At 68.7% G+C, this 25,458-nt stretch carries 25 protein-coding genes; 12 read left to right on the forward strand and 13 right to left on the reverse strand.

Annotated elements, in window-relative coordinates; all coding sequences use genetic code 11:
• Positions 1-6: 6 nt before the first annotated feature.
• Complete coding sequence (locus AC1RRF_RS12325) at positions 7-762, reverse strand: ABC transporter ATP-binding protein (protein WP_492834926.1); 756 nt, start codon at positions 760-762, stop codon at positions 7-9.
• The gene (locus tag AC1RRF_RS12330) at positions 759-1,931 is read right to left on the reverse strand and encodes an ABC transporter permease (protein WP_492834928.1); all 1,173 of its coding nucleotides are present in this window, start codon (positions 1,929-1,931) and stop codon (positions 759-761) included. The genes AC1RRF_RS12325 and AC1RRF_RS12330 overlap by 4 nt, the downstream gene beginning before the upstream one ends.
• A gap of 191 nt (positions 1,932-2,122) precedes the next feature.
• Between AC1RRF_RS12330 and AC1RRF_RS12335 the strand changes: the two genes are divergently transcribed.
• Together AC1RRF_RS12335 and AC1RRF_RS12340 are read left to right on the forward strand one after the other, a co-directional pair.
• Positions 2,123-4,216, forward strand: a complete 2,094-nt coding sequence (locus AC1RRF_RS12335; protein WP_492834930.1) for a S46 family peptidase — start codon at positions 2,123-2,125, stop codon at positions 4,214-4,216.
• Between the two features lie 119 nt (positions 4,217-4,335).
• Complete coding sequence (locus tag AC1RRF_RS12340) at positions 4,336-6,411, forward strand: S46 family peptidase (RefSeq protein WP_492834932.1); 2,076 nt, start codon at positions 4,336-4,338, stop codon at positions 6,409-6,411.
• 68 nt (positions 6,412-6,479) lie between these two features.
• Here the strand turns inward: AC1RRF_RS12340 and pgsA are convergent, their stop codons facing one another.
• The 6 genes from pgsA to AC1RRF_RS12370 form a co-directional block, all read right to left on the reverse strand.
• Positions 6,480-7,124, reverse strand: a complete 645-nt coding sequence (gene pgsA / locus AC1RRF_RS12345; RefSeq protein WP_291835534.1) for a CDP-diacylglycerol--glycerol-3-phosphate 3-phosphatidyltransferase — start codon at positions 7,122-7,124, stop codon at positions 6,480-6,482.
• A gap of 69 nt (positions 7,125-7,193) precedes the next feature.
• Positions 7,194-7,820: a carbonic anhydrase gene (locus tag AC1RRF_RS12350; RefSeq protein ID WP_492834935.1), complete on the reverse strand. Its 627-nt coding sequence runs from the start codon at positions 7,818-7,820 to the stop codon at positions 7,194-7,196.
• Positions 7,821-7,862: 42 nt separating this feature from the next.
• Positions 7,863-10,922 (reverse strand): DUF3857 domain-containing protein, encoded by a 3,060-nt coding sequence (locus tag AC1RRF_RS12355; RefSeq protein WP_492834937.1) that lies wholly within the window; start codon positions 10,920-10,922, stop codon positions 7,863-7,865.
• A gap of 67 nt (positions 10,923-10,989) precedes the next feature.
• Entirely contained in the window at positions 10,990-12,891 is a 1,902-nt protein-coding gene (gene uvrC / locus AC1RRF_RS12360) for an excinuclease ABC subunit UvrC (protein WP_492835401.1), read from the reverse strand.
• 50 nt (positions 12,892-12,941) lie between these two features.
• Positions 12,942-13,388 carry a DMT family transporter gene (locus AC1RRF_RS12365; protein ID WP_291835525.1) on the reverse strand — a complete coding sequence of 149 codons (447 nt, stop codon included), beginning with the start codon at positions 13,386-13,388 and terminating at the stop codon, positions 12,942-12,944.
• A 32-nt stretch (positions 13,389-13,420) separates the two neighbouring features.
• Positions 13,421-13,894 (reverse strand): NUDIX domain-containing protein, encoded by a 474-nt coding sequence (locus AC1RRF_RS12370; protein ID WP_492834939.1) that lies wholly within the window; start codon positions 13,892-13,894, stop codon positions 13,421-13,423.
• A 27-nt stretch (positions 13,895-13,921) separates the two neighbouring features.
• On the opposite strand from AC1RRF_RS12370, the gene AC1RRF_RS12375 reads away from it, so the two are divergent.
• From AC1RRF_RS12375 to AC1RRF_RS12405, 7 genes are all read left to right on the forward strand, one after another.
• On the forward strand, positions 13,922-14,053 hold the full coding sequence (locus AC1RRF_RS12375; protein ID WP_492834941.1) for a hypothetical protein: 132 nt from the start codon (positions 13,922-13,924) through the stop codon (positions 14,051-14,053).
• Positions 14,046-14,804, forward strand: coding sequence for an SDR family oxidoreductase (locus AC1RRF_RS12380; protein ID WP_492834943.1), 759 nt, complete (start codon positions 14,046-14,048; stop codon positions 14,802-14,804). The genes AC1RRF_RS12375 and AC1RRF_RS12380 overlap by 8 nt, the downstream gene beginning before the upstream one ends.
• Before the next feature lie 3 nt (positions 14,805-14,807).
• The gene (gene folB, locus AC1RRF_RS12385) at positions 14,808-15,203 is read left to right on the forward strand and encodes a dihydroneopterin aldolase (protein ID WP_492834945.1); all 396 of its coding nucleotides are present in this window, start codon (positions 14,808-14,810) and stop codon (positions 15,201-15,203) included.
• A gap of 69 nt (positions 15,204-15,272) precedes the next feature.
• The gene (locus AC1RRF_RS12390; protein ID WP_492834947.1) at positions 15,273-15,920 is read left to right on the forward strand and encodes a hypothetical protein; all 648 of its coding nucleotides are present in this window, start codon (positions 15,273-15,275) and stop codon (positions 15,918-15,920) included.
• Positions 15,921-15,935: 15 nt separating this feature from the next.
• On the forward strand, positions 15,936-16,340 hold the full coding sequence (locus AC1RRF_RS12395) for a hypothetical protein (protein WP_492834949.1): 405 nt from the start codon (positions 15,936-15,938) through the stop codon (positions 16,338-16,340).
• A gap of 93 nt (positions 16,341-16,433) precedes the next feature.
• Positions 16,434-16,721, forward strand: coding sequence for a GNAT family N-acetyltransferase (locus AC1RRF_RS12400; protein WP_492834951.1), 288 nt, complete (start codon positions 16,434-16,436; stop codon positions 16,719-16,721).
• A 95-nt stretch (positions 16,722-16,816) separates the two neighbouring features.
• Positions 16,817-17,452, forward strand: coding sequence for a DUF4126 domain-containing protein (locus AC1RRF_RS12405; protein WP_492834953.1), 636 nt, complete (start codon positions 16,817-16,819; stop codon positions 17,450-17,452).
• On the opposite strand, the gene AC1RRF_RS12410 is transcribed toward AC1RRF_RS12405, so the two are convergent.
• From AC1RRF_RS12410 to AC1RRF_RS12420, 3 genes are all read right to left on the reverse strand, one after another.
• A complete protein-coding gene (locus AC1RRF_RS12410) occupies positions 17,436-17,750 on the reverse strand; it encodes a hypothetical protein (RefSeq protein ID WP_492834955.1) in 315 nt (104 codons plus the stop codon). The two genes, AC1RRF_RS12405 and AC1RRF_RS12410, sit on opposite strands and share 17 nt — an antisense overlap.
• A 112-nt stretch (positions 17,751-17,862) precedes the next feature.
• Positions 17,863-18,894, reverse strand: a complete 1,032-nt coding sequence (dusA, locus tag AC1RRF_RS12415) for a tRNA dihydrouridine(20/20a) synthase DusA (protein ID WP_492834957.1) — start codon at positions 18,892-18,894, stop codon at positions 17,863-17,865.
• A 71-nt stretch (positions 18,895-18,965) separates the two neighbouring features.
• Positions 18,966-19,601, reverse strand: a complete 636-nt coding sequence (locus tag AC1RRF_RS12420) for a TetR/AcrR family transcriptional regulator (protein WP_492834959.1) — start codon at positions 19,599-19,601, stop codon at positions 18,966-18,968.
• A 67-nt stretch (positions 19,602-19,668) separates the two neighbouring features.
• On the opposite strand from AC1RRF_RS12420, the gene AC1RRF_RS12425 reads away from it, so the two are divergent.
• Both AC1RRF_RS12425 and AC1RRF_RS12430 read left to right on the forward strand, forming a co-directional pair.
• A complete protein-coding gene (locus tag AC1RRF_RS12425) occupies positions 19,669-20,679 on the forward strand; it encodes an NAD-dependent epimerase/dehydratase family protein (RefSeq protein WP_492834961.1) in 1,011 nt (336 codons plus the stop codon).
• A 63-nt stretch (positions 20,680-20,742) separates the two neighbouring features.
• Complete coding sequence (locus AC1RRF_RS12430) at positions 20,743-21,045, forward strand: UBP-type zinc finger domain-containing protein (RefSeq protein WP_492834963.1); 303 nt, start codon at positions 20,743-20,745, stop codon at positions 21,043-21,045.
• Between the two features lie 6 nt (positions 21,046-21,051).
• Here the strand turns inward: AC1RRF_RS12430 and AC1RRF_RS12435 are convergent, their stop codons facing one another.
• On the reverse strand, positions 21,052-21,552 hold the full coding sequence (locus AC1RRF_RS12435) for a hypothetical protein (protein WP_492834965.1): 501 nt from the start codon (positions 21,550-21,552) through the stop codon (positions 21,052-21,054).
• 58 nt (positions 21,553-21,610) lie between these two features.
• Positions 21,611-23,476, reverse strand: coding sequence for a monovalent cation:proton antiporter-2 (CPA2) family protein (locus AC1RRF_RS12440; protein WP_492834967.1), 1,866 nt, complete (start codon positions 23,474-23,476; stop codon positions 21,611-21,613).
• 150 nt (positions 23,477-23,626) lie between these two features.
• On the opposite strand from AC1RRF_RS12440, the gene AC1RRF_RS12445 reads away from it, so the two are divergent.
• The gene (locus AC1RRF_RS12445; protein WP_492834970.1) at positions 23,627-25,453 is read left to right on the forward strand and encodes a vWA domain-containing protein; all 1,827 of its coding nucleotides are present in this window, start codon (positions 23,627-23,629) and stop codon (positions 25,451-25,453) included.
• Positions 25,454-25,458 lie beyond the last annotated feature (5 nt).

Here is a 25,458-nt window from a genome sequence, read left to right on the forward strand (position 1 = left end):
AGGCGTTCAGTGCGACGCCAGGGCGGCGTCAGGATTGGGGGTGCGGCGTTCGTCGCTGATGATGACGCCGTCCTCGATGTGGATGACCCGGTCGGCCCAGGCCTCGAGACGGGGGTCGTGGGTCACGCAGATGACGGCGGCGCCGTGTTCAGTGGCGGCGCGACGCAGCAGGCGGATGACCACCTGGCCGTTCTCGCCGTCCAGCGCCGACGTGGGTTCGTCGGCGAATAGGATGTGAGGATCCTTGGCCAGGGCGCGGGCGATGGCGACGCGTTGTTTCTCGCCGCCCGACAGCGCCGACGGCCGCTGATTCAGGCGGTGGCCGAGACCGACTTCCTCAAGCGCCAGCTTGGCGCGTTTGGTGGCGTCGGCCTTGGACAGGCCTTGGAACTTCAGGACGATCTCGACCTGCTGCAGCGCCGACAGCGCCGGGAACAGGTTGAAGCCCTGGAAGATGAAGCCGCAGTGGTCCAACCGGAAGCGGTCGATCCGTCCCGAGGAGAAGCTCCACAAGTCGTCCACGTCGAGGGCGTCCACCCGCCCCTTCTCGGGACGGAGCAGGCCGGACAGGGCGGCGATCAGGGTCGACTTGCCCGAGCCCGACGGTCCCATGACCATGGTCAGGTCGCCGTGGCGGGCGTCGAAATCCACGCCCTTGAGGACTTCGACGAAGCCCTTGCCGGATTTGAACCGTTTGATCAGCCCCTTGGCTTCGATGGCGAAGTCGCCGTGCTTTCCGTGAACCTTGGTGTGACTGTTCATCGCAGCAGGTCCGCGGGTTGGCTGTTCTTGAGGATGCCGAGCGAGAGCAGTCCCGAGAGCATGGCGATGATGATCAGGCCGCCGCCCACGATGATCAGAAGCGGGATCGGCAGGGCGATGATGATGGCGTTGGACAGGGCCAGAAGCTGGACCAGCCAGGTCAGGAAAACGGCGGCGATGACGCCGACGCAGCCGACCCAGAAGCTCAGCTCCATGACGATGCGGCGCAAGCTTCCCATGCCGACGCCCAGGGCGCGCAGCGAGGCGAACTCCTTGATATTGGCCATGATGGCGCCGCGCAGGGTCTGCCAGGTGATGGCCACGCCGATGATGGTGCCCAGCACCACGCAGCCGCCCACGATGATGATCAGAATGCTTTCCTCGAACATGGCGCCGGCGTTGGCGTCGGCCAGTTGCTGACGAGTCCAGGCCTTCCACTGTCCGTCGCCCTGGACGTTCAGTTCGTCGGCGACGCGCTCGGCCTGCGAGGGGTTATCAAGCTTGACCATGAGCGGGCCGACGCGGGGGCCGGTGTCCGCCTGTCCCAGCATCCGCAGGGTGTCGCGGGACATGACGACGCCGGGTTGCATCATGTTCGGATAACCGCGCGTGATGCCGACGACCGTCACGGTCTGGCCGTTGTACATGGCCTTGTCGCCCAGCTTGACCTTCAGCTTGCGCACGGCGGTTTCGTCGATGGCGACCGTGTAGGGCTGGCGCAGGGCGTCGACCAACTCGGGGGAATAGTCGGTCGGGATGGTGACCGATCCCGGCCTCGTATCGATGATGCTAGCCTGGACATAGTTCATGGCCGGAGCGTTCATCTTGGCCCGCTCAGCCTGGGACATCGTGGGATCAACGCTGCTGATCGGCTGGAACGATCCCTGGGATCCGTCCAGCGGCTGCACTTCCACCACGGCGGAGTTGCGATAGGCCAGCGGGATGAAGCGCCGCGGCACGCCCGACGGACCGCTCATCAGACTCTTGGCGCCCGGCTGCATGATGATGATGTCGGCGCCAGAGCGCTCGATGGTCGCGGTAAAGCCCTTGCCGATGCCGATGAAGACGCCGGTCATGGCCAGCACCAGCAGGCCGGAGAGGGCGAGCGCCATCACCGCCGCCATGTAGCGGCGCCACTCATACAGAAGGGTTGAAAGTGCGAGCGACATGAAATCAGCGGGTCCCGGACGTTGCCCGCTATGTGACGACGCCCAAGGTTGTGGCCAAGTTAAATCGGGGTAAGGCGAGCGCCGATATGAAACGGCGGCGACGGGAAACCGTGGACGACCGCGTTGGACAGGCGCTAGTTACGCCGTAACAGGGCCGGCGTCCGGGATCCGGCCCAAGGGAGAAATGCAAAATGCTGTTCCGTTCGTTGCGGTCCGCCGTTCAGGCGACCGCGTCCATCATCGCCGTGGGCGGTGTCATGGCGGTCATGGCCGCGCCGTCGGCCGCCAAGGCAGACGAGGGCATGTGGACCTTCGACAACTTCCCCATCGCGACGGTGAACCAGCGCTACGGCACCCGCATCGACCAGGCCTGGCTGGATCGCGTGCGCAACGCCTCGGTCCGCATCCAGGGCTGCTCGGCCTCCTTCGTTTCGCCCGAAGGCCTGATCCTGACCAACTGGCACTGCGTGGTCGGCTGCTCGCAGGAACTGTCCACCCCGACGCAGGACCTCGTGAAGAACGGCTTCACGGCGGCGACCCGCGAGGAAGAGCGCCGCTGCCCCGGCCAGACCGCCGAAGTCCTGACCGAGATCGTCGACGTCACTGACCGCGTGCTGGGCGCCGGCCAGGGCCTGGAAGGCGCGGCCTTCAACGCCGCCCGCTCCGCCGAGATCAACAAGATCCAGACCGAAGCCTGCGCGGGCGACGCCAAGTTCAACTGCCAGGTCATCAGCTTCTACCGCGGCGGCAAATACGCCCTGTACAAGTTCCGCAAGTACGACGACGTCCGCCTGGTGTTCGCGCCTGAGAACCAGGCCGCCTTCTTCGGTGGGGACCCCGACAACTTCAACTTCCCGCGCTACGCCCTGGATGCGGGCTTCCTGCGCGCCTACGAGGACGGCAAGCCGGTCAACGTCGGCCAGAACTATCTGCGCTGGAATCCGAACGCCCCGGCCGCGGGCGACGTGACCTTCGTGTCCGGCAACCCGGGCACCACCCAGCGCCTGCTGACCATGAGCCAGCTGGAGCGCCTGCGCGACCAGCAGCTGCCGGTCACCCTGATCCAGAACTCGGAACTGCGCGGCCGCCTGCTCGAATATTCGCTGACCGGCGACGAAGCCAAGCGCGTGTCGTTCGATCCGGTGTTCGGCCTGGAGAACAGCTTCAAGGTCTACTACGGCCAGCAGGGCGCCCTGACCGATCCGGCCTTCATGGCCCGCAAGCGTGAGGAAGAGACCGAGCTGCGCGCCCGTGTCGCCGCCGACCCGTCGCTGGTTCAGCGCATCGGCGATCCGTGGGCCGACCTGGAGCGCGTGCAGGCCACGGCCCGCGACCTCTACCTGCCCGTCCGCCAGCTGGAACAATCGGCCGGCGGCGGCTCGCAACTGTACGCCTACGCCAAGGCCCTGGTCCGCGCGTCCAAGAACACCAGCATGACCGCCGAACAGCGCACCCGGATGGCGGCGACGATCTCGGCCGAGACGCCGATCTATGTGGATATGGAAGAGATCCGCATGCGCTACTGGCTGTCGAAGACGCGGGAGTACCTGACGGTCGACAATCCGCAGGTGAAGGCGATGCTGGGCCGCGAGAGCCCGGAAGCCCTGGCCGAGCGCCTGATCACCGGCACCAAGCTGGCGGATCCGGCCTTCCGCGCCCAGGCCGCGACCATGACGACCGAGCAACTGGCCGCGGCTGATCCTCTGCTGGCCTTCGTGGTCGCCAATGACGACGCCGCCAAGGCGATCGGCGATCGCTGGAACGCCGAGGTCAACGCCCCGACGGCCCGCGCCGCCGAGAAGGTCGCCCAGGCCCGCTTCGCGGTCTACGGCACCAACCTGTATCCGGACGCGACCTTCAGCCTGCGTCTGTCCTTCGGCAAGATCGAAGGCTGGAGCTACCGCGGCGTGACCGTGCCGCCGTTCACCTACATGGGCGGCCTGTACGAGCGGGCCACGGGCGCCGAGCCGTTCAACGCGGCCCAGGCCTTCATCGACAACGAAAGCCGGGTGAACAAGTCGGTGGTCTATGACTTCTCGTCGACCAACGACATCATCGGCGGCAACTCGGGCTCGCCCGTGATCAACGCCGCCGGCGAAGTGATCGGCGCGGCCTTCGACGGCAACATCCACTCGCTGGGCGGCTCGTTCGGCTATGACGGCGAGCTGAACCGGACCGTCTCCGTCTCGACGGCGGCGATCACCGAGGCGCTGCGCAACATCTACCCGAACCCGCGCCTGCTTCAGGAGCTGGGCGTCGATCAACCGCAGCGTCGCCGCCGCTAAATCCGGCGCGACACCGCAACGCCTTCGAGAGGGGCCGTCCGGACTTGCCGGGCGGCCCCTTCTGGTTTCATGGTCCGCCGCAAATGAGGGCGCACGCCGCCCGCCCGGAGTCCGTTTTCATGCGTCATCTCACTCCCGCCTTCGCCGCCGCCCTCCTGACCCTCGCCGCCGGTTCGGCCGCCAAGGCAGAGGAAGGCATGTGGACCTTCGACAACTTCCCCATCGCGCGGGCCAACCGGACCCTGGGCACCCATATCGACCAGGCGTGGCTGGACCGGGTGCGGCTGTCGTCGGTGAAGTTCGGCGGCTGTTCAGCGGGCCTGGTGTCGGGCGAAGGCCTGGTGATGACCAACAACCACTGCGTCGCCACCTGCGTCGCCAACCTGTCCACCCAGGCGATCAACTACGCCGAGACCGGCTTCACCCCGCGTAGCCGGGAAGAGGAGCTGAAATGCCCCGGCGGCAGCGCCGAGATCCTGACCGACATCACCGACGTGACCGAGCGGATGCACGCCGTCGGCGCCGGCCTGTCGGGTCAGGCCTTCACCCGCGCCCGTGACGCGGAAGCGGGCCGGATCGAGCAGGAGGCCTGCGCCGGCGATCCCAACAAGCGCTGCCAGGTGGTGACCCTGTACCGGGGCGGTCAGTTCAAGCTCTACACCTACAAGAAATACTCGGACGTCCGCCTGGCCTTCGCGCCCGAGGATCGGGCCGCGACCTTCGGCGGCGATCTCGATAACTTCAGCTTCCCGCGCTTCGCCATCGATGCGGCCTTCATCCGGCTGTACGAGAACGGCGCCCCGGCGGCGACGCCGACCCACTTCACCTGGAAGGCCGACCGGCCGGTCGAGGGCACGCCGGTGTTCGTCTCGGGCAGCCCCGGCGCGACCCAGCGCCTGCTGACGCAGGACCAGCTGTTCAGCGTGCGCGACGTTGTCCTGCCGATGGACCAGTTGATCGCGTCGGAACTGCGCGGCCGTCTGATCCGCTATTCTGAAGAGGGCGAGCGCCAGGCCTTCGAAGCGATGGATCCCATCGTCAGCCTGGAAAACACCTACAAGCGCGGCCTGGGCCGTATGCGGGCGCTGACCGATCCGTCGTTCATGGCCATGAAGGCCGAACAGGAAGCCGACTTCCGCGGCCGCGCCGAGGCCGGCGTCGGCGCCGACAATCCCTGGACCACGCTGAGCGGCGTGCAGCCGATCCTGCGCGAGAGCTATCCCGCCTACGCCCTGCTGGAAGGCACGACCGGCATCGGCACCACGCCGGTGGCCGGCGGATCGCAGCTGTTCCTGTGGGCGCGGACGATCGTGCGGGGCGCGCAGGAGCGCGGCAAACCGTCGGCCGAGCGCCTGCCCGAGTTCGCCGACAGCCGTCTGGCGGCGGTGCAGACCGGCCTGTTCGCCGAACGTCCGGTCTATTCCGGCCTTGAGCAGGTCCGCATGGAGTGGTGGCTGTCCAAGACCCGCGAATGGCTGACGGTCGATCACCCCGCGGTGCGCGGCCTGCTGGGCGCCGAGTCGCCGGAAGGCCTGTCGGCGCGCCTGATCGAAGGCACGACCCTGGCCGATCCCGCCGTTCGCCGCGCGCTTTGGGAGGGCGGCCTCGCCGCCGTCGAGGCGTCGAACGATCCGCTGATCAAATATCTGCTGTCGATCCAGGACGAGACCCGCGCCGCCCGCTCCGACTGGGAAGCCCGGGTTCAGGCGCCGACTGACCGCGCCTCGGAACGCCTGGCCGCCCTACGCTTCCAGACCTACGGCGACGCCGTCTATCCGGACGCCACGGGCACCCTGCGTCTGACCTACGGCAAGATCGAAGGGTCGGACGTGCCGGGCCAGCGGTTCGGCGCCTTCACCACCTTCAGCGGGCTGTGGGACCGGGCGACCGGCGCCGCGCCGTTCGACGTGGCCCCCAAGCTGCTGGCCGCGCGTAACCGCATCGACGGCTCGACCGTGCTGAACATGACGGTGTCGTCGGACACCATCGGCGGCTCGTCGGGTTCGCCGATCGTAACGGCAGCGGGGGAGATCGTGGGCGCGAACTTCGACTCCACCGTCCTGACCCAGCGCAACGCCTACGGCTACGACCCCAACGTCAACCGCTCGGTCATCGTGACCACCGGCGCCGTGACCACGGCCCTGCGCGATGTCTACGGCATGGACGGGCTGGTGCGGGAACTGGGCGTTCGGTGATCGGGCCCGCCTGAAACGAAGAAGGGCGGCCCGCGAGGGCCGCCCTTCTTGCTGGTTGAAGCCGAACCCTACAGCTGGCTCATCTTCTGCTGGGCCTTCGAGAAATACTGCCAGCCGGTCCACAGGGTGACGCCGGCGGCGACCCAGGTCAGGACGACGGCGAAGGTCTCGAAATGGGTCTGCCATTCCGGCGCGGTGCCGTCCGGATTGGTCAGGCCGAAGGCGTCCCACAGCAGGGTCAGTTGCAAGGCGCCCAGCGCGAGCATCTGCAGCAGGGTTTTCCACTTGGCCAGCAGGGTGACCGGCAGCTTGACCTTGCCCGCCACGGTCTCGCGCAGGGCCGAGACCGCGAACTCGCGGAACAGGATCAGGCCGCAGGGAATGGCGATGCCCGGCAGCGAGCCGGAGGCCAGCACGCCCAGGATGGCGCCGGTGATCAGCACCTTGTCGGCGATCGGATCCAGAATGGCGCCCCAGCGGGTCGTGGCGTGCCAGCGGCGCGCCAGGAAGCCATCGACCCAGTCTGTCGAGGCGGCGACGGCGTATATCCAGAAGGCCCAGACCCCGAAGCTGAGCTGCTGCTCGGGCGACAGGAAGCCGTCCATGAAGCCCGGGGCCGCGCCCGCCAACATCAGGAACATCACCACGCCCGCGGCGAGGCGCAGGCCGGTCAGGATGTTGGGAATGGGATTGGCGTGAGGAGTGGGGGTCATCGCTGCCTTCCGAAAACAGGTGTCCGGTGTGCCACGCTTCGTCCGACGAGGCGAGGCGTCACGAGGGGCTTAGTCCAGGGGTTCGAAGCGCCCCGGACCCGTCAACGCGCGAAGCACGCCGTCGGCGATGCCGAAATGCAGGCCGCTCAGCGTCAGCGTCCCCGCCGCCTCGCGCTCGGCGATCCACGGGAAGGTGCGCAGGTTGTCCAGCGACAGGCGCACCACCGCCTCCTCCGCCGCCTGCTCCCGCTCCGCCGGGGCGACCTCCTCACACACGCGGCGCACGACGGGCGCGCCCTGCGCGACCCAGGGCGCAACGAAGTCCTGCACATTGTCGGGTGCGCCGTGGATCATGGCGTTGACCCCGCCGCAGGAGGCGTGACCCATGACGACGATGCGCGAGACGTTCAGCACCTTCACGCCGAACTCCAGCGCCGCCGATACACCGTGCAGATGACCATCCGGCTCGTAGGGCGGCACGAGGTTGGCCACATTGCGGACCGTGAACAGCTCGCCCGGGGCGGCGTCGAAAATCAGGGCCGGATCCGCGCGGCTGTCGGAACAGGCGATGACCAGGGTGTGCGGCTTCTGGCCTTGCGCCGCCAACGCCTGGTACTGCGCCCGGGCGTCGGGCCAATGGGCCGTGCGGAAGCGACGATAGCCCGCGACCAGCTTCTTCTCGGAGGACTCGCTCATGGCCGGGCCATGCCTCAAACGCGCGCTCTGTGCCAGCCCAAGCTACTTCACCAATTCGGGATGACGCGCCTGGAACACGGCGAAATCTTCAGCGACATCGATATCGCGAGCGCGGGCCCGAACCAGATCCTCCGCTCCGCCGGCATCGCCCAGAGCGAGCCGGCTCAGACCAAGGCCGTAGATCGAGGCCGGCAGGTCGGGCGTGATCGACAGGGCGCGCTCGTACTCGGCCTTGGCCTCGTCGTAACGCCCCAGCTGCAACAGGACCATGGCCCGGCTGTCGATATAGGCCGCCTCCCCGGCTGAAAGCGCGAGATCGCAATCCGCAAGGGCCAGCTCCAGGTCAAAGGCCGCGAGTGCTTGCTCCCAGCAGACGTTGTTTCGGATATTCGGATCATTGGGATCCTCGGCCCGCAGGGCCGCGAAGTCGGTGCGCGCGCCGTCCGTGTCGCCTGTCAGGGCGCGAATGTGGCCTCTCAACCCCAGCAGGGTCGCGGCGTCGGGAGCCGCGGCCAGAGCGCGGTCCAGCGCCGGCAAGGCCGCCTCGGGCCGGCCGGCCGCCTTCTCGATCTGCACCAGGACTTCCAGCCCGACGGAATCGGTCGGATCACGGGTCAGCCGGTTGGTAAGGATGGCGCGAGCCTCGTCGGTGCGATTGAGCCGAACAAGGGCGCGCATCTCGCCATAGGCGCCGAACGGGCTGTCGGGTGAAGCGGCGTTGAAGGCGCGGTAGTCCGCCAGCGCCCGATCCCAGCGGCCCAGCTGATGGTAGGACGCGGCTCGCGCGGTCAGCGCCGTCTGGTCAGACGGGTCAAGACGAAGAGCGACAGAGAGGCTGACCACGGCTTCGCTGTACTTGCCTTGATAATAGGCGGTCAGCCCCTGGCCGAGGGTCGCCGCCTTGTCGGCGGGGTCCAGATCGACCGCATGATCGTAGTCCGCGCGCGCGCCGTCGAAGTCGCGCGCGGCGACACGAACTTCGCCCCGCGCCCGACGGGCCTCGGCGCTGTCCGGTTCGCGTTCGATCGCCGCGTCCAGCAGCGCCAGGGCTCCCACGGTGTCGCCGGCCCCGCTCAGCCGTGCGGCGCGTGCGATCAGATCCGCCATGTCGCTGTCGCCCGGGCGATGACGGGCGCCGTCCTCATTGGTGGCGACGTAGTCGAGCGGAGCGCGCAGGCGCAGCGGCAGGGCGGTTGCGTTCTCGGCGCGATCCCGGGCCGACGCCATGTCCCTGGCGGTCAGCTCGGGCGTCAGGCTGGTGGAAGTCACGGTCAGCTCCGCAACGCCGTTGGCCAGTACGCCCCGACGTTCCAGTCGGTATCCGCCACCCTCGACCGTCTGATCACCGCCCTCCAATTGGAAACCCCGACCTTCGTGGGGCAGGATCACGCGGGTGACTGATCGCGCCATGACGGGGTGAGCGATCGCGTAGGGATGATCCTTGAACGCCGCCAGAACGCCCTTTCGTTCTTCCTGGCTGGGCAAGACCAGTGCGGAACCGTCGAAGGCCATGACGCGGCCGGCCGGTCCATTGACCCAGCTCATCCGGGTCTTGCCCCTGAGGATGATGTGCAGGGCGTTGGCCGCCTCGTCGTAGCGCGTCTCGACGGTATCGATGGTTACGCCGGAGTCTTCGCCGCTGAACTGCCCCTTGAACATGCTTTCAAGTTGCTCCGGCGGAATCGCGCCGACCTGCCGACGCATCGATGTCGCGTAGTCGGCGCGGTAGATCATATCCATGACGATGCCGGCGTCGGCGTCGAGACCGGCGCGGGCGTCAACCTCCACTACGGCCTCGGTGCTCGGGGTCGTCAGCGGCGGTTGGGGAATAACCTCGAGACCGGCTCCATCGGCACGCACCGGCAAACCCCAGTGGTAGGGCGGAGGGACCAGGTCGGCGAGCTTGCGATCACCGATACGCGTCCCGTCCATCCAGTAGGACTGCCCGTCCACCACAGCGCGAACGATGACGTGATCGAACCAGGCCATCAGGGGCATCTGATTGTCGAGCCCGTCTCCCCAGCGGGTGCTGACCAGAACGGCTTCCGCCTCGATACCGAGCCCTCGCAGAAGGGCCAGCAGCAGGACCGTCTTGCCCTTGCAGTCGCCGTATCGGCTGCGCCAGACCTCGTCAGCCGACATCGGCGTATAGTTGCCCTCGCCCATGGAGAGGGCGAGATAGCGGACCTGATCCTCAACGAGCCGCAGCGCCGCCGCGGCGCGGTCCGCGTCCGTGGCGTGGGCGGCCCTAATGCGCTCGATCTCGGCCAGCAGCGGCGAATCCGCCTCCAGCGTTGCGCCTCTCTCATACAGCGGCGCCATCATCCGGGAAGCGTCGGCCCAGGACGCGTAGTCCGTGAACTGAACGGTCCTGTACAGGTTGAAGCGGGCCGGCAGATTGTCGGGAGCGCGGTCGGGCTGCAGGTTCGCCGCATTGATTTCATAGACCCAGCCGCCGGCCTCGCGGCGAGGCTGGATATCGGTCCAGGGCTCGGACGCGGCGACCCGCACGGGGTGGCTATCCGGCCAACTGGCGCGCAGGCGGAAATGATCCATCTGACTGAAGCCCGGCGTGTCGAAGCTCTCGACATGCGGGGCCAGAACGCCATGGGTGTCGTGGGTGGTGAACGCCAACTCCATGATGTCTCCGACGCGGACGTCGCGCGGCTGAAGAGTGGCGGTCAGCTGACCGTCCAGAACGGCCGACTCCAGATTGTTCTCGCGCTGCAGAATCTGGAATTCCTGGCTGGCTAGAATGTCGATCACCTCGCCGCCGCGAATGATGCGCAGCGAGTGGACCTGAATCGTCTCCCGGGGCGGGGTCCAGGCCAGACTGACCGTGCCGAGGCCGGTCAGGCCTTGCCGGGTCAAGGCTTCGAAGCGTTGGAGCACATAGGTGTGGGTTCCGGCGGCGTCGAAGAGGATCTGATGATCGACCGACCGGACCCGAAGGGCGGCATCGCCGGTCGCGGTCGACGGCGCATCGGCGACAGGCGGCTTGACCCAGGCGGGCGTCGGCGCTCGCTCAACCTGCTGCGCGGAGGCGCCGCTCGCGAGCATTGTCATGCACGCGACCATGGTCGCGACCAGCAGTTTGAACATCACATCCCCCAAGCACCTGCATGGGGTTTAGCACGCACGACGCCGACCGCCAGAGGGGGGTGGCCGCTTACCCCTTGCGGAAGAATCCGTGAATCCGTTCGGCCAGCGCCTGGTTGACGCCCTCGACCTTGACCAGGTCGGACACCGAGGCCCGGCCGACGCCCTTGGCCGACCCGAAGGCATGCAGCAGCGCCTTCTTGCGGCCGGGACCGATGCCCTCGATCTCGTCGAGGGGGTTCTTCTTGATATCCATTGAGCGCCGCTTGGCGTGGGCGCCGTTGGCGAAGCGGTGCGCTTCGTCGCGCAGGCGCTGGATATAATAGAGCGCCGGCGACTTCAGCGGCATCATGAAGGGCGCCTTGCCCGGTATGAAGAAATGCTCCTTGCCCGCTTCGCGATCCGGCCCCTTGGCCACGCCGACGGCGAGGATGTCATCCAGACCCAGATCGGCCAGCACGGCCAGCACCTCGGCCAGCTGACCGGCGCCGCCATCGATCAGCAGCAGGTCGGGACGTTCGACCTCCTCGCCCTCGTCCTCGTCCTTGACCAGGCGGCCGAAGCGGCGGCGCATGACCTCGCGCATCATGCCGTAGTCGTCGCCGGGGGTGAGGTCTTCGCCGCGGATGTTGAACTTGCGGTACTGGTTCTTGCGGAAGCCCTCGGGACCCGCGACCACCATGCCGCCGACGGCGTTGGTGCCCGAGATATGGGCGTTGTCGTAGATCTCGATCCGCTCGGGACGCGCATCCAGCCCGAAGGCCTCGCAGACCTCGTCGAGGATCTTCGACTGGGCCGAACTCTCGGCCATCTTGCGGCCCAGCGCCTCGCGGGCGTTGGTCAGGGCGTGGTCGACCAGCGCCTTGCGGTCGCCGCGCGCCGGCCGCTCGATGCTGACCACCCGACGCCCGTCGTCGATGCGGGCCTTCATCGAGAAGGCCTCTTCCAGCAGTTCCTTCTCGAACGGGACGACGTTGGACAGGATCTGACGCGGGACCGGCTTGTCCTCGTAGAATTGCCCCAGGAAGGCGGCGAGGATTTCGGGATCGGTGTCGGTCTTGTCCACGCGCGGGAAGTAGGCTCGGCCGCCCCAGTTCTGGCCGCCGCGGTAGAAGAAGACCTGCACGCAGGCCTGACCGCCGTCGGAATGCAGGGCGAAGACGTCGGCCTCGGCCACGCCCTCGGCGCTGACGGAGTTCTCCATCGAGATGGCCGACAGGGCGCGAATACGGTCTCGGACGCGGGCCGCCTGTTCGAAGTCCATATCGTCTGACGCGGTCTGCATCTCCTTGGAGAGGCGGCCGATCACCGCGCGCGACTTGCCGCGCAGGAAGGCTTCGGCCTCGTCCACCAGGCCGTCGTAGTCCTCCAGCGAGATCAGGCCGGTGCAGGGCGCCGAGCAGCGCTTGATCTGGTGCAGCATGCAGGGCCGGGTTCGGGTCTCGTAGACGCTGTCCGAGCAGGAGCGGAGCAGGAACGCCTTCTGCAGCGTGGTCAGGGTGCGGTTGACCGCCCAGGTCGAGGCGAAGGGGCCGAAATAGTCGCCCTTGATGGTGTGGGCGCCGCGATGCTTGCGGACCTGGGGCGCGCGGTGGTCGCGGCGGATCATCAGCTCGGCGAACGACTTGTCGTCGCGCAAGACCACGTTGAAACGCGGCTTCAGCTTCTTGATGAAATTGGATTCCAGCAGCAGGGCCTCGGTCTCGGAGGCGGTGACCACCAGCTCCATCGACCGGGTCAGCGAGACCATCAGCCCGATGCGCTGGGTGTGAAACCGGCCCTGCGCGTACTGGAGGATGCGCTTCTTCAGCGACCGCGCCTTGCCGACGTACAGGCAGGCGCCGTCCTCGCCGTACATCCGGTAGACGCCGGGCTTGTCCGGCGCGCGACGCGCTTCGTCGCGGATCAGGTCGGCGGCGCTCAGGGGCGACTCCGGGAGCGGCGAATCAGTCGTGGGCGTCTCCTCGGTCATCGGAAGCAATATAGGCGTCCCAGCGCCGCCGCGAAGCGTCAGCAGCCGGTCTAGAAGCGCCGAACCATCAGGACGCCGCCGATGACCAGGGCCACCCCGGCCAGTCGGCCCAGGCTGATCGGGTGCTGGGGCGCGCCGAAGGCGCCGATCTGATCCAGGATCAGGCCGATCAGCAGCTGGCCGGCGACCATCAGGGTGATGGTCAGGGCGACGCCCAGCCGCGGCACGCCCCACGCCGCCGCGACCACGAAGATCGCGCCGTACAGCCCGCCGATCCAGGCGTACCAGGGCAGGCCGCGCGCGGCGGCCATGTCCGGCTTGGTCTGCAGGATCACCGCCATGACGCCCAGCGCCGCCGTTCCCACCGCGAACGACACGAAGGCGGCGTTCACCGGCGATCCGACGGCGGTCATCATCTTCGCATTGGTCGGGGCCTGGAGCGCGGTGGCGCCCCCTGCAAGGACGACGGCGATCATGGAGAGCAGCATCGGGTTCATACTGTCTGGCTACCACCTCCCGATGCGGCGCGTCACCAGTGCGGCGTGGCCTCGTCCGCGCCGAACACCTCGGCCAGCCGCGCCCGGGTGGCGCGGTGGGTGTCCTCGGGCAGGGCGGCGGGATCGAACCAGCCGATATCGGCGATCTCGCCGTGGCTGGAGCGGTCAGTCAGGGTGAAGCGGTCGATGCGGTAGACCAGCACGTGATCGCCGCGGAAATAGCGCTCATTGGAATGGGCGCTGACCAGAACCGGCCGCCCTTCGACGATCAACCCGGCCTCCTCGCGCATCTCACGGATCAAGGCGTCCTCGGCGGTCTGCCCGCGCTCGACCCCGCCGCCCGGCAGCCACCAGCCGTGGACATAGGTATGCTTGACCAGCAGCACCCTTCCCTCGCCGTCCATGGCGACGCCGCGCACGCCCAGGGTCATGCCCCGGCTGGCGCGGGCGAAGGCGAAGAACAGCGGCCGGGTGAAGGGCTCGATGCGGGCGCGCCACGTCGTCATACGGCGACGATACGCCCTGATGCATCCTTGAACAGCCGCGCCCGGCGCTTTATTGCCGGTCGCATCAAGGAGCTTTCCATGCTGGCCCTCTACATCATCTTCGGCTTCATCGCCGTCCTCGCCCTGATCAACTTCGTCGAGTTCGGCCGGGTTGACTAAGCCCGCCGCCGATCGCGGCGCCGCGCTGGTCACCGGCGGCGGCAAACGGATCGGACGGGCGATCTGTCTGGAGCTGGCGCGCGCCGGCTTCGACATCGTGATCCACTATCGCGGATCGAAAGAGGCGGCCGAAGCCGTGGCCGAAGAAGCGCGCGCGCTGGGCCGCCGGGCGGCCACCGTCCGCGGCGACCTGTCGGTCGAGGCCGAAGTGCGCGGCATTGTTCCCGCCGCCGCCCGGGCCATCGGTCCGCTGGCCGTGCTGGTCAACAACGCCTCCATCTTTGAGGATGACCGGGTCGGGACGCTGGGACGCGAGACCTGGGACGCCCATATCGAGACCAATCTGCGGGCGCCGCTTGTGCTGGCCGAGGCCTTCGCGGCCCAGGCGCCGGACGGCAGCTGTATCGTCAACCTGCTGGACCAGCGGGTGCTCAAGCCCGACCCTCGTTTCTTTTCCTACGCCCTGTCGCGCAACGGCCTGTGGTGGGCGACGCGAACCTTGGCGCAGGCGCTGGCGCCGCGGATCCGCGTCAACGGCGTGGGGCCCGGCCCGACCCTGCCCTCGATCCATCAAAGCCCCGAGGATTTCGCCGCCGAGGCCGCCGCCGTGCCGCTGGAACGGGCAGGCAGTCCCGAAGCCGTGGCCGCCGCCGTGCGCTGGCTGGTTGAAGCCGACCTCGTGACGGGCCAGATGATCGCTGTCGACGGGGGCCAGCATCTGGCCTGGCGAACCCCGGACATCGTGGAGTAGCCCGTGGCCGCACCGTCTCCCCTGCCCTTCCCCGCCCCTGGCGCGCCGGTCCGCGAGGGCCTGACCGTCTTCGTGAAAGGGCTGGAGGTCGCCGCCGGCATCGGCGTCTATGACCATGAACAGGGTCGGCTGCAGAGGCTGGTCATCGACGTGACGCTGGATCTGACGCCCGCGCCGATCGAGCGGCTGAGCGACACCATCAACTACGAGACCGTGGCCGAGGCCGCGCGCGCCATCGTCGCCGAGGGCCATGTGGGCCTGGTCGAAACCTTCGCCGAACGACTGGCCGTGGCCATGCTGGGGGATGCTCGCGTGCGACGTTGCACCGTGCGGGTCGAGAAGCCGGGCGCCCTGGGTGGCGACGAGGTTCCGGGCTGCGAGCTGGTGCTGGGTCGCTGATCCGTAGTCTGGCGGTTGCGCCTCGCGAGCCGGGCCGTCATACCTGAGGTCGGACTCGAAGGACCCCCGATGGCCGAACCCGGCGATCCCCAACACCCTGATGATCATGATGATCATGTCGGCTTCGCCTCGGCGGCGGCGCTCGAGGGCCGTCCGCGCGACGTGACCCCCGAGCCCGAGCCTGCGCCCGAACCGGAACCGGAACCCGAGCCGGCTCCGCAGCCGGACGCCGAGCCTGATCTATTCGATCCCGCGCCCGTCCGTGCAAAGGCCCCGGAGCCGGCGCCGCTCGACCGGCGACCGGCCTCCGCCGATTCGATCTTCGAGGCTTCGCCCGAATTCACCGGCCGTTCGCGTTCGCGCGCCGCACCGGTCAAGGATCCGCCCGGCGGCATGGGCCTGTACGCCGTCTACGCCCTGATCCTGCTCGCCGTGCCCACGCTGGGCGCCTCGGCGGTCATCGCCCTGTTCGCCGTCACCGGACGGCCCGGTCCCGACGACGCCCTGGCGCGATCGCACTTCATCTATCAGCAGCGGACCCTGTGGGCCGCCGCGGTGGCGGTCGTGGCGGGCGTGATCCTGCTGGCGGCCCCGTTCGCCCTCGGCGTGCCGATCCTGTTCCTGGCGGCGCTGTGGGTCGTGCTGCGCGGCGCGACCGGTGTCTGGAATCTGAAATCCGGCCGGGCGATTTCCAACCCACGCAGCTGGTGGATCTGAGAGAAGGACAACCCGATGTCGCACGTGCCCCCTCAAGACCCTGACGCGCCGCGCTTCGAGAGCGGCAGCGGCGACAGCGCCAAGGTTCCGGCGCTGATCGCCTGGGCCCTCTACATCCTGTCGATTCCGAGCGCGAACATCCTCGTGCTGGTCGGCCTGGTGGTCGCCTACGCCTCGCGCGACTCCGCCACCGGCCTGTCGCGCGAACATATCGATGCACAGATCAAGCTGTTCTGGTCGGTCTTCTGGTGGACCATCGGCTGCTGGATCGGGATCGCGGTCAGTGCGGTGCTGGCCGTCCTCCTCATCGGCATCCCCTTCCTGTTCGTCTTCGGCATCCTGTGGCTGCTGATCACCGTCTGGTTCACGGTGAAGAGCATCTTCGGCCTGGTGAACCTGCTGAACGACCGCGCGCCCTGAGGCGACAGAACCACGAGCCTCAACGATTCGCGGTTTTCCGGGAACGCTGGGCGGGCGCGCGGATTGGGGGCATGTCGGAGTCAGGAGTCCTCCATGACCACCTTTCGTGACGTTCGCGCCGAACAGCGCTTTGAACAGGGCTTCGCCGATTCCGAGGGCGAAATTCGCACGGTCTTCGCCGACTATGCGACCCAGGACGACGTCAGGGTGATCCTGCATGTCGAGGCCGATCCCGCCCTGCGCGGCGGCGGCGCGGCAGGGCGGTTCATGCAGGCGTTGGCCGGCCACGCCCGCGCCGAGGGGCTGAAACTCCAGCCGCGCTGCAGCTATGCGGTCCTGTGGCACCGCCGCCACCCTGAGTACAACGACGTCCTGGCCTGAGGCGCGCCCGACGGGCCGACCACGGCGGAGGGAGCGCCGACCGTTCCTGGGCATTATGGTGTTCGACCAGCCCGAAGCGGCTGGAGGGAGGCGAGATGCCGGAACTGGACCTGACCACCTTGGGAGCCGCCGCGGGGCCGCTGCAGACCTGGGTTCTGCCCGCCCTGCTCGGACTCGGCCTGGCCTCGGCGACGGGGCTGCGCACCTTTCTGCCGCTGCTGATGCTGGCGCTGGCGGCGAAGTTCGAGCTGTTCGGCGTGCGGTTGATCGATCAGATGGACTGGCTGGTCTCATGGCCCGCCATCGCGGCCCTCGGCACGGCCGCCGTGGCTGAATTCGCCGGTGACAAGGTCCCGGCCATCGACCATGCGCTGAACGCGATCGGCTATGTGACTCGGCCGGTGGCCGGGGCGGTGGCGGCCGGCAGCGTGTTCTGGGCCGTGGACCCGACCACGGCGGCGATCGCCGGGGTCATCGTGGGAGCGCCGGCGGCGCTGGCCTTCAACGCCGCCCAGACCGGCGTACGGGTCGGGTCCACCGCCACCACGGGCGGGCTGGGCAATCCGGTCGTGTCCCTGATCGAGGATGTGCTGGCGGTCCTGACCGTGATCATCGCCTTCCTCGCGCCCATCCTCATCCCTCTGGCGCTGATCGTGCTGGCAGTCATCGTCTTCCGGTTAGCCAACCGGCTGCGCGATGGCGGCGCGGGACGGATCAGAGCACCCGGCTGACGATCGCCTTCAGGGTCTCGGACCTGGAGGGAAGGTCGGAAGCCAGACGCCCCGCCAGTTCACGCGCGCCGACCGGATAGGCGTCGCCGCCCTCGGCGATCTCGCGGGCCATGGCGGCGGCCTGCATCAGCACCGCCTCCAGCGCCTCGACCTGTTCGACGGCCAGCGCACGGGCTTCCATCTGCAGCCGACGAACCCGGTCCGCCGTGGTCTCGGGCGTCCGCATCAGGTCGTAGATCTCGGCCTCGGCCTGGACGAGACGCAGATCCGGTTGGGAAGGCGATGAGCGCTTGGGCATGGCGGTGTCTCCTGCCAAGCCAATGCGGGCTGACTCCTCGGAGTTCCCGTCTTCGCCCGGACGGATTTCACAAAAGCGGGGCTGTGGCTTTCACGCCTCAGTTGAACGCCGGTCAGGCCGCGTCGTCCTGAACCTCGAGGCGGGCCTCGGCCTCGCGCACGGCGTCGGCGGCGCGATCGACGACCTCAAGCCCGGCGCCGGGCTTCACCCCCTCGACGGTCAGGATGCGGCGGAAGGCGCGCGCGCCCGGCCGCCCGTGCATGACGCCCAGCATGTGGCGGGTCATATGGGCCAGGTGCACGCCCTCCTCGAGCCGCGCCCGCAGATAGGGACGGTAGCGTTCCAGCGCCTCGAAGGCGTCCACGTCAGCGCTCGCCGATCCGAACAGGCGGCGGTCGGCCTGCCCCAGAAGGGCGGGCTCGTGATAGGCGGCGCGGCCCAGCATGACCCCGTCCAGCCGCACCCCGTCGGCGTCATCCAGATGGGCTTCTGCCTCATCAAGCGTGGCGATGCCGCCGTTGATGCTGATCGACAGATGCGGTCGCTCACGCTTCAGGCGTCGGACCAGGGCGTAGTCCAGCGGCGGAACGTCCCGGTTCTCCTTGGGCGACAGCCCCTTCAGCCAGGCCTTGCGGGCATGGACGATGAAGGTGTCGACGCCGACGGCGGCGCTGGCGTCCACGGTGGCGAACAGGGAGACCTCGGGGTCCTGGTCATCCACCCCGATGCGGCATTTGACGGTGGCGGGAACCGAGACGGCCGCCTTGATCGCGGCCATGCAGTCGGCGACCAGCTCCGGCTCGCGCATCAGGCAGGCGCCGAACTTGCCGGACTGGACCCGGTCCGACGGGCAGCCGACGTTGAGGTTGATCTCGTCGTAGCCGTAAGCCTCGCCGATGCGGGCGGCCTCGGCCAGTTGCGCGGGATCCGAGCCGCCTAGCTGCAGGGCCACCGGATGCTCGACCGCGTCGAAGCCCAGCAGCTTGTCCCGGTCGCCGTGCACCACCGCGGGCGCCGTGACCATCTCGGTATAGAGCAGCGCGCGCGCCGACAGGGCGCGGTGGAAGGCGCGGCAGTGCCGGTCAGTCCAGTCCATCATCGGGGCGACGGAGAGGCGGCGGGAGAGGGCGAGCGGGTCGGACAAGCGGTGCAGCCGGCGAAGGAAGAAGCGGCGGGGATATAGGGCCAAACCGCCCGGCGCGATAGTTTGGGGGCTCAGGCCGGCGACGGAGCGCCGTGATCGCCGGAGGTTGGGCGGCCCAGAATCAACTCGATGACGGGGGCCAGAAGGGCCGCGAGCGTTTCCGGTTCAGCCTCGGCGAGCGCCTTCAGACTCATCATCTGCCGCATCATCTGGAACCCCGCGACCAGCGAAAGCAGGATCGCCGCGCGCTCGCGTGCATGCGCCCCGACGACGACTGAGACCGCCGTCGCCTGATGCGCCGCCTCGATCCGATCCCGGGCGATCCGAGCCGCCGTAGGACTGGAGGCGGACCGGAAAAGCACCAGGAAGCCGTCCAGCGGATCACGCCCCTGATCGGTCAGCCCGACCAGGGCGTCAGCGAAGGCGCGCGCCAGATCCGGCGCGGCCAGGTTGTGTTCCGACAGGATCACCGGGTCGCGCATGGTGTCGTCGACGACTTCGCCGAACAGCCCCTCCTTGGAGCCGAAATAGCGGTTGATCATCATGGCGGTGACGCCCGCGCCCTCCGCGATGCCTCGCAATCCCGCGCCCTCATAGCCGTGCTCGGCGAAGGCGCGCCGTGCCGAGGCCAGAATCGCCGCCCGGGTCGACGCCGCCTTGGCGGCGCGTGGACCGGTCTTCGAAGGGTCGGCGGAAATGGATTTCATTATACACCTGTAGACCGAACTCGCACACTACGGTATACGACCGTAGACCAAACGGCGAGGCACGGCGATGAAGACAATTCTGGTGACGGGCGGCAGCGGCTTCGTGGCGGGCTGGTGCATCGTCGAACTGCTGCGGCAGGGCTACCGCGTGCGGGCCACGCTGCGCAGTGCGAGCCGGGAGTCCGTCGTTCGGGCCGGCGTCGCCTCGCAGGTCGATCCTGGAGACCGGCTTACATTCGCCTACGCCGACCTGACCCGTGACGAGGGTTGGGACGCGGCCATGACCGGTTGCGACGGGGTCCTGCACATCGCCTCCCCGCTGGGCCGCGAAGGCCCCGCGGATCGCGACGCGCTGGTCGCCCCGGCCCGCGACGGAACCCTGAGGGTGCTCCGGGCCGCTGTCGCCGCCGGCGTGGACCGGGTGGTCATGACTTCGGCCGCCGCCACCGCGCGCGAACGCGGCTCATCCGCCGTCAGCACCGAGGCCGTCTGGGCCGATCCGGACGACCCCCTGCTGGATCCCTATCGGCGCTCCAAGATCCTGGCCGAACGGGCGGCGTGGGCGTTCATGCGCCGCGAGGGCGGAGCCACCACCCTGACCACCATCCACCCCGGGGCGGTCTTCGGCCCCATCCTGCCGGGAGGCGACCCGGCATCGGTCTGGGTGATCGGCGGCCTGCTGCAGGGCAGTCCGCCGCGCCTGCTCAACCTCGGCCTGTCCGTCGTCGATGTCCGCGATCTCGCCTCGGCCCACGTCGCGGCGCTGACGGCGCCGGACGCCCCCGGCGAACGCTTCCTGGCCACGGGGCATTTCATGTGGATGCCCGACATCGCCCGTGTCCTGCGGGACGGCCTCGGCGCGGCTGGAGCGAAGGTCCCGCAACGCACCCTGCCCGACCCTCTGGTCCACTTGTTGGCCGTCTTCATGCCCCGGCTGCGCATCTTCCGGCGGGATCTCAGCCAGCGCCGCGACGCCGACAACAGCAAGGCCCGCGCCCGGCTGGGCTTCGATCCCCGTCCGCCGGAAGAGACCCTGATCGCCTGCGCTCGCAGCCTGCTGGAGGCCACGCCCGCCTGACGCACCCCTTGCGTGACGACGCGGGGACAGCGAACCTCAGCCTTCGCGACAAGAGGACGGACCATGGCGGGCTGCGGACATCTGGCCACCGTGAACCGGGTCACCCCGGGATCGAAGGGCTGCGAGGAATGCCTGAAGACCGGCGGCTGGTGGGTGCACCTGCGCCTGTGCCGAAGCTGCGGCCATGTCGGCTGCTGCGACGACTCGCCCAGCCGTCATGCGACCGCGCACCATCGCGCCACCCATCACCCGATCATCGAGGGCTACGACCCGCCCGAGGGCTGGGGTTGGTGCTACGCCGACGAGGAATTCGTCGACCTCCCGGACCAGACGCCGCAGCTCGGGCCGATCCCCAAATTCCTCTAGCCGGGATCAGCGCCGGGCGATGGTCAGGCTGTAGCCGCCGGTCTCGTCGCGGCGAGCCATGGCGCGCGGCTGGAACGGCCGGATGACGTAGACGGCGCCCTTCTCCGCGGTGATCGTCGCCGTCGCGCCGGCGGTCTCTCCGGCATGGACGGCGGCTCCGCTGGTGTCCGCCGCGTCGATGACGTTGATGTAGAGGTTGGTGTTCGAGGGCGCGAAGGTCGCCGTCAGGGTCTGCCCTGCCGCTACCGGGACGGCCCAGACGGTGGATTTATAACCCTTCACCTCGCCCGTGACCGTGGTCGAACCCTCGCGCGGAAGCTCCACGATCGACAGGGTTTCATCAGGCGACAGGGTGGCCCGCAGCGCCGTGGCGTCGATGGTCGGTAGAGCGGCGGGGGCCGCCGCGGCGGGTTCAGCCGGCGCGGCCGGAGTCTCGGCCGGCGGAGAGCAGGCCGCGAGAAGCGAGAAGGCGGCGAACGGGAGAACGAGGGCGGACAGCTTCGACATTCTGGGCTCCTGAAAACGGCCGCGGCCTCAACGCCTAACGCATCGGGGCCGCGATGGATCAAACACCGGACTTCTCGCGCTCTTCTTCCTCTTCCTCGAGGGCCTCGGCGGCTTCCTCGTTGAGGGCCTGCCCCTCACGACGAGGCTTGATGTAGGGCTCCGGCTTGGTGGTGCGGATGTTGCCCCGCATCAGCGACCGCCCGCCCTGAATACCCTCGACCATCTGGATCGACAGGCGTTCCTCGTCGCGGCGGCGGACGTCCTCAATGGTCTCCTCTGCCTGTTCGTGGGTGAAGCCCAGGTCGATCAGCACCTGGTAGCCGAACACCAGGGCGCTCTCGAAGGTCTCGCGCAGCTGATACTCCACTCCGGCCTGGACCAGGCGGATGGCGTGACCGCGGTCGTAGGCGCGGACGAACAGCTTGGTCAGCGGGAACTCGGCCTTGACCAGTTCGACGATCTTGTCCGCGTCAGCCTGCTTGTCGACACACACCAGGATGGTCTCGGCATTGCCCGCGCCCGAAGCCCGGAGCACGTCCAGCCGGGTCCCGTCGCCGTAGTAGACCTTGAAGCCGAAATTGCCGGCGGCCTGGATCATCTCCACGTCCAGGTCGATGATGGAGACATCCACGTCGCGGGCCAGAAGCGGCTGGGAGACGACCTGGGCGAAGCGGCCGAAGCCGATGATCAACACGCGCTCACGCAGATTCTTGGCCTTGTCGACGCCGTCCGCGTCTTCCGGATTCAGGGTCGAAGCGGGCATCAGGCGGCCGACCAGGAGGGTGGTCAGCGGGGTCAGCACCATGGACAGGATGACCACGGCCGTGGCGATGCCCGAGATGCGCGCATCGAAGACGCCGGTGGTCAGGGCGGCGGCGTAGAGGACAAAGGCGAACTCCCCGCCCTGCGCGAACAGGACGGCCCGCTCCACCGCCTCGCGCTCGCTGGCCTTGAAGATGCGGGCGACGCCGTAGATGGCCACGGCCTTCACGGCCATGAAGGCGATGACGCCCCCGACCACGACCTGCCAGTCGGCCAGCACCACGCCGAGATCCAGCGACATGCCGACGCTGAGGAAGAACAGGCCCAGCAGGATGGCGCGGAAGGGTTCCACATCCGCCTCCAGCTGGTGCCGGAAGGTGGACTCCGACATCAGCACGCCCGCCAGGAAGGCGCCCATGGCCATCGACAGGCCGCCCAGGTCCATCAGCCAGGCGGCGCCCACGACGACCAGCAGGGCGGCGGCGGTCATCACTTCGCGTCCGCCATAGCGGGCCAGGAGGCGGAAGATCGGATTGATAAGGAACTTGCCGGCCAGGAAGACGATGGCCACCGCGCCGATCGCGAGGCCGACCGTGCGCCACAGGGGCGGCGCCGCCTCGCCCGCCAATCCCATGACCGAGGCCATGACAGCCACCACGGCCAGCAGCGGCACGATGGCGAGGTCTTCCAGCAGCAGGATGGAGACGGCGCGCTGGCCCGAGGGCGCGGACATCTCCCCCCGCTCGTCCAGCATCTGCATGATCACGGCGGTGGAGCTGAGCACGAAGCCCATGGCGGCGACGAACGCCACCGGAACCGACAGGCCCGCGGCCATGCCGGTGAAGGTCAGCAGCAGACCGGCCCCCAGCACCTGGGCCGCGCCGAGGCCGAAGATGTCCTTGCGCAGGCTCCACAACCGGCTGGGCCGCATCTCCAGCCCGATGATGAACAGGAAGATGACCACCCCGAACTCGGCGACGTGGAGGATGGTCTCCGGTTCATGGAACAGGCCGACGCCGAACGGTCCGATCGCCAGGCCGGCGGCCAGGTAGCCGAGCACGGAGCCCAGTTGCAGCCTGCGGAACAGGGGCACGGCGACGACGCCCGCCGCCAGCAGAGCCGCCACATGGCCCAGCTCAAGTCCGCCCGCCGCTTCAGCCATCGTGATCCCCTCATCCGCCGAGGCTCCATAGTGGGGGGCGACGGCCTGAATCGCCACCCCGCGCCGTCAGACTTCGTCAGGCTCGCTCGCCACAGTTTGGCCCGAGGGTGAGCTCCCTCATGCCCGTCAGAGCCAAAGGGGAGATGCGTGATGACCCACAGCCCGCTGAAATCCGCCACCGTCGTGGCGATGAGCGCCCTCATGATCATGGGCGCCGCGCCGCCGCCTCCCGGAAGCGCGCCGCAAAGGCGACAAGCGCGCGACGGCGAAGTCTCGGTCGCGGCCTGCCGCGAGGTCGGGATCACCCTGCGGCGCGAAGGCGTTCAAGGGGACAATGTCGTCGTCACGGGCACGCGGATCGGACGCACGGGTCCGCAACCCATGCCGATGGCGCCACCCCCACCCCCACCCCCGCCTCCACCTCCGCCTCCTCCGCCGATCGCGGCGGCGCAGGCCCCGGATTTGCGGGTGCGGGAATCCACGGCCGGGTACGCCGCCGCGCCGCCGGTGATGAACCTCTCCGTCGCGCCCCGGCCGGCGCCGGACACCGAGCGCTATCCGGACGCCACGCCCAATCCCGTGCGCCGGGTCGCCGACGAACCGGTGTCCACCTTCTCCATCGACGTGGACACGGCCAGCTATTCCAACGTCCGGCGCTTCATCGACGAAGGCCGCGCGCCGCCCGCCGACGCCGTCCGGGTCGAGGAACTGATCAACTATTTCGACTACGGCTACGACCGTCCGACCTCGGCCGCCCAGCCGTTCGCGATCACCACGGTCGTCGCGGCCGCGCCGTGGTCGCCGGGCCGCCAGATCGTCCACGTCGGCCTGCAGGGCTATGAACTTCCCGCGGCCCAGCGGCGGCCCCTGAACCTGACCTTCATGGTCGATGTGTCGGGTTCGATGCAGTCGCCGGACAAGCTGGCGCTGGCGCAGCGGTCCATGAACCTGATCATCGACCGCCTGCGGCCCCAGGATCGGGTGGCGGTGACCTACTACGCCTCCGACGTCGGCACCGCCGTCGGCCCGACGCCGGGCGATCAGAAGCTGAAGCTGCGCTGCGCCGTGGCCGCCTTGAACGCCGGCGGTTCGACCGCCGGGGCGCAAGGCATGGTCAACGCCTACCAGCAGGCCGAGGCCGCCTTCGGGCGGGACAAGGTCAACCGCATCCTGATGTTCACCGACGGCGACTTCAACGTCGGCGTGACCGAGAACCAGCGGCTGGAGGACTACGTCGCCGCCAAGCGCGCGACCGGCATCTACCTGTCCGTCTACGGCTTCGGGCGCGGCAACTACCAGGACGCCCGGATGCAGACGATCGCCCAGGCCGGAAATGGGACTGCTGCGTATGTCGATGACCTCAACGAGGCGCGCCGCCTGTTCGGGCCGATGTTCGATCGCGGCGCCTTCCCCATCGCCGACGACGTGAAGATCCAGGTCGAGTTCAACCCGGCGCGGGTCAGCGAGTATCGGCTGATCGGCTACGAAACGCGGCTGTTGAACGAGGAAGACTTCAACAACGACCGCGTCGATGCGGGCGAGGTCGGCTCCGGCGCCTCGGTGACCGCCCTGTACGAAATCACCCCCGTCGGCGGGCCGAGCCAGATCCCCGAGCGGCGCTACGACCAGAACCGCATCGGCGTCGGCGGCGGCGATCCGAATGGAGAGATCGGCTTCGTCCAGGTTCGCTACAAGCTGCCGGGCGAGGCGAACTCGCGCCTGATCCAGCGCGTGGTGTCCAACAGCGGCCAGCCGTCCCGTTCGACCCAGCCTCCGGAAAGCACCCGCTGGGCGATGGCGGTCGCGGCCTTCGGCCAACGCCTGCGCGGCGATCCGTGGATGCCCGCCGACTACGGCTGGGATCAGGTGCTGGAACAGGCGCAGGGTGCGCGTGGGGATGACCCCTACGGCGACCGGGCCGAGTTCGTGCAACTGGTCCGGGCCGCGCAGGGCCTGCCCGCCCGACCGGTTCCGTAGCCGCT

It is taken from the genome of Brevundimonas sp. GW821-FHT12C05 (genome assembly GCF_058807475.1).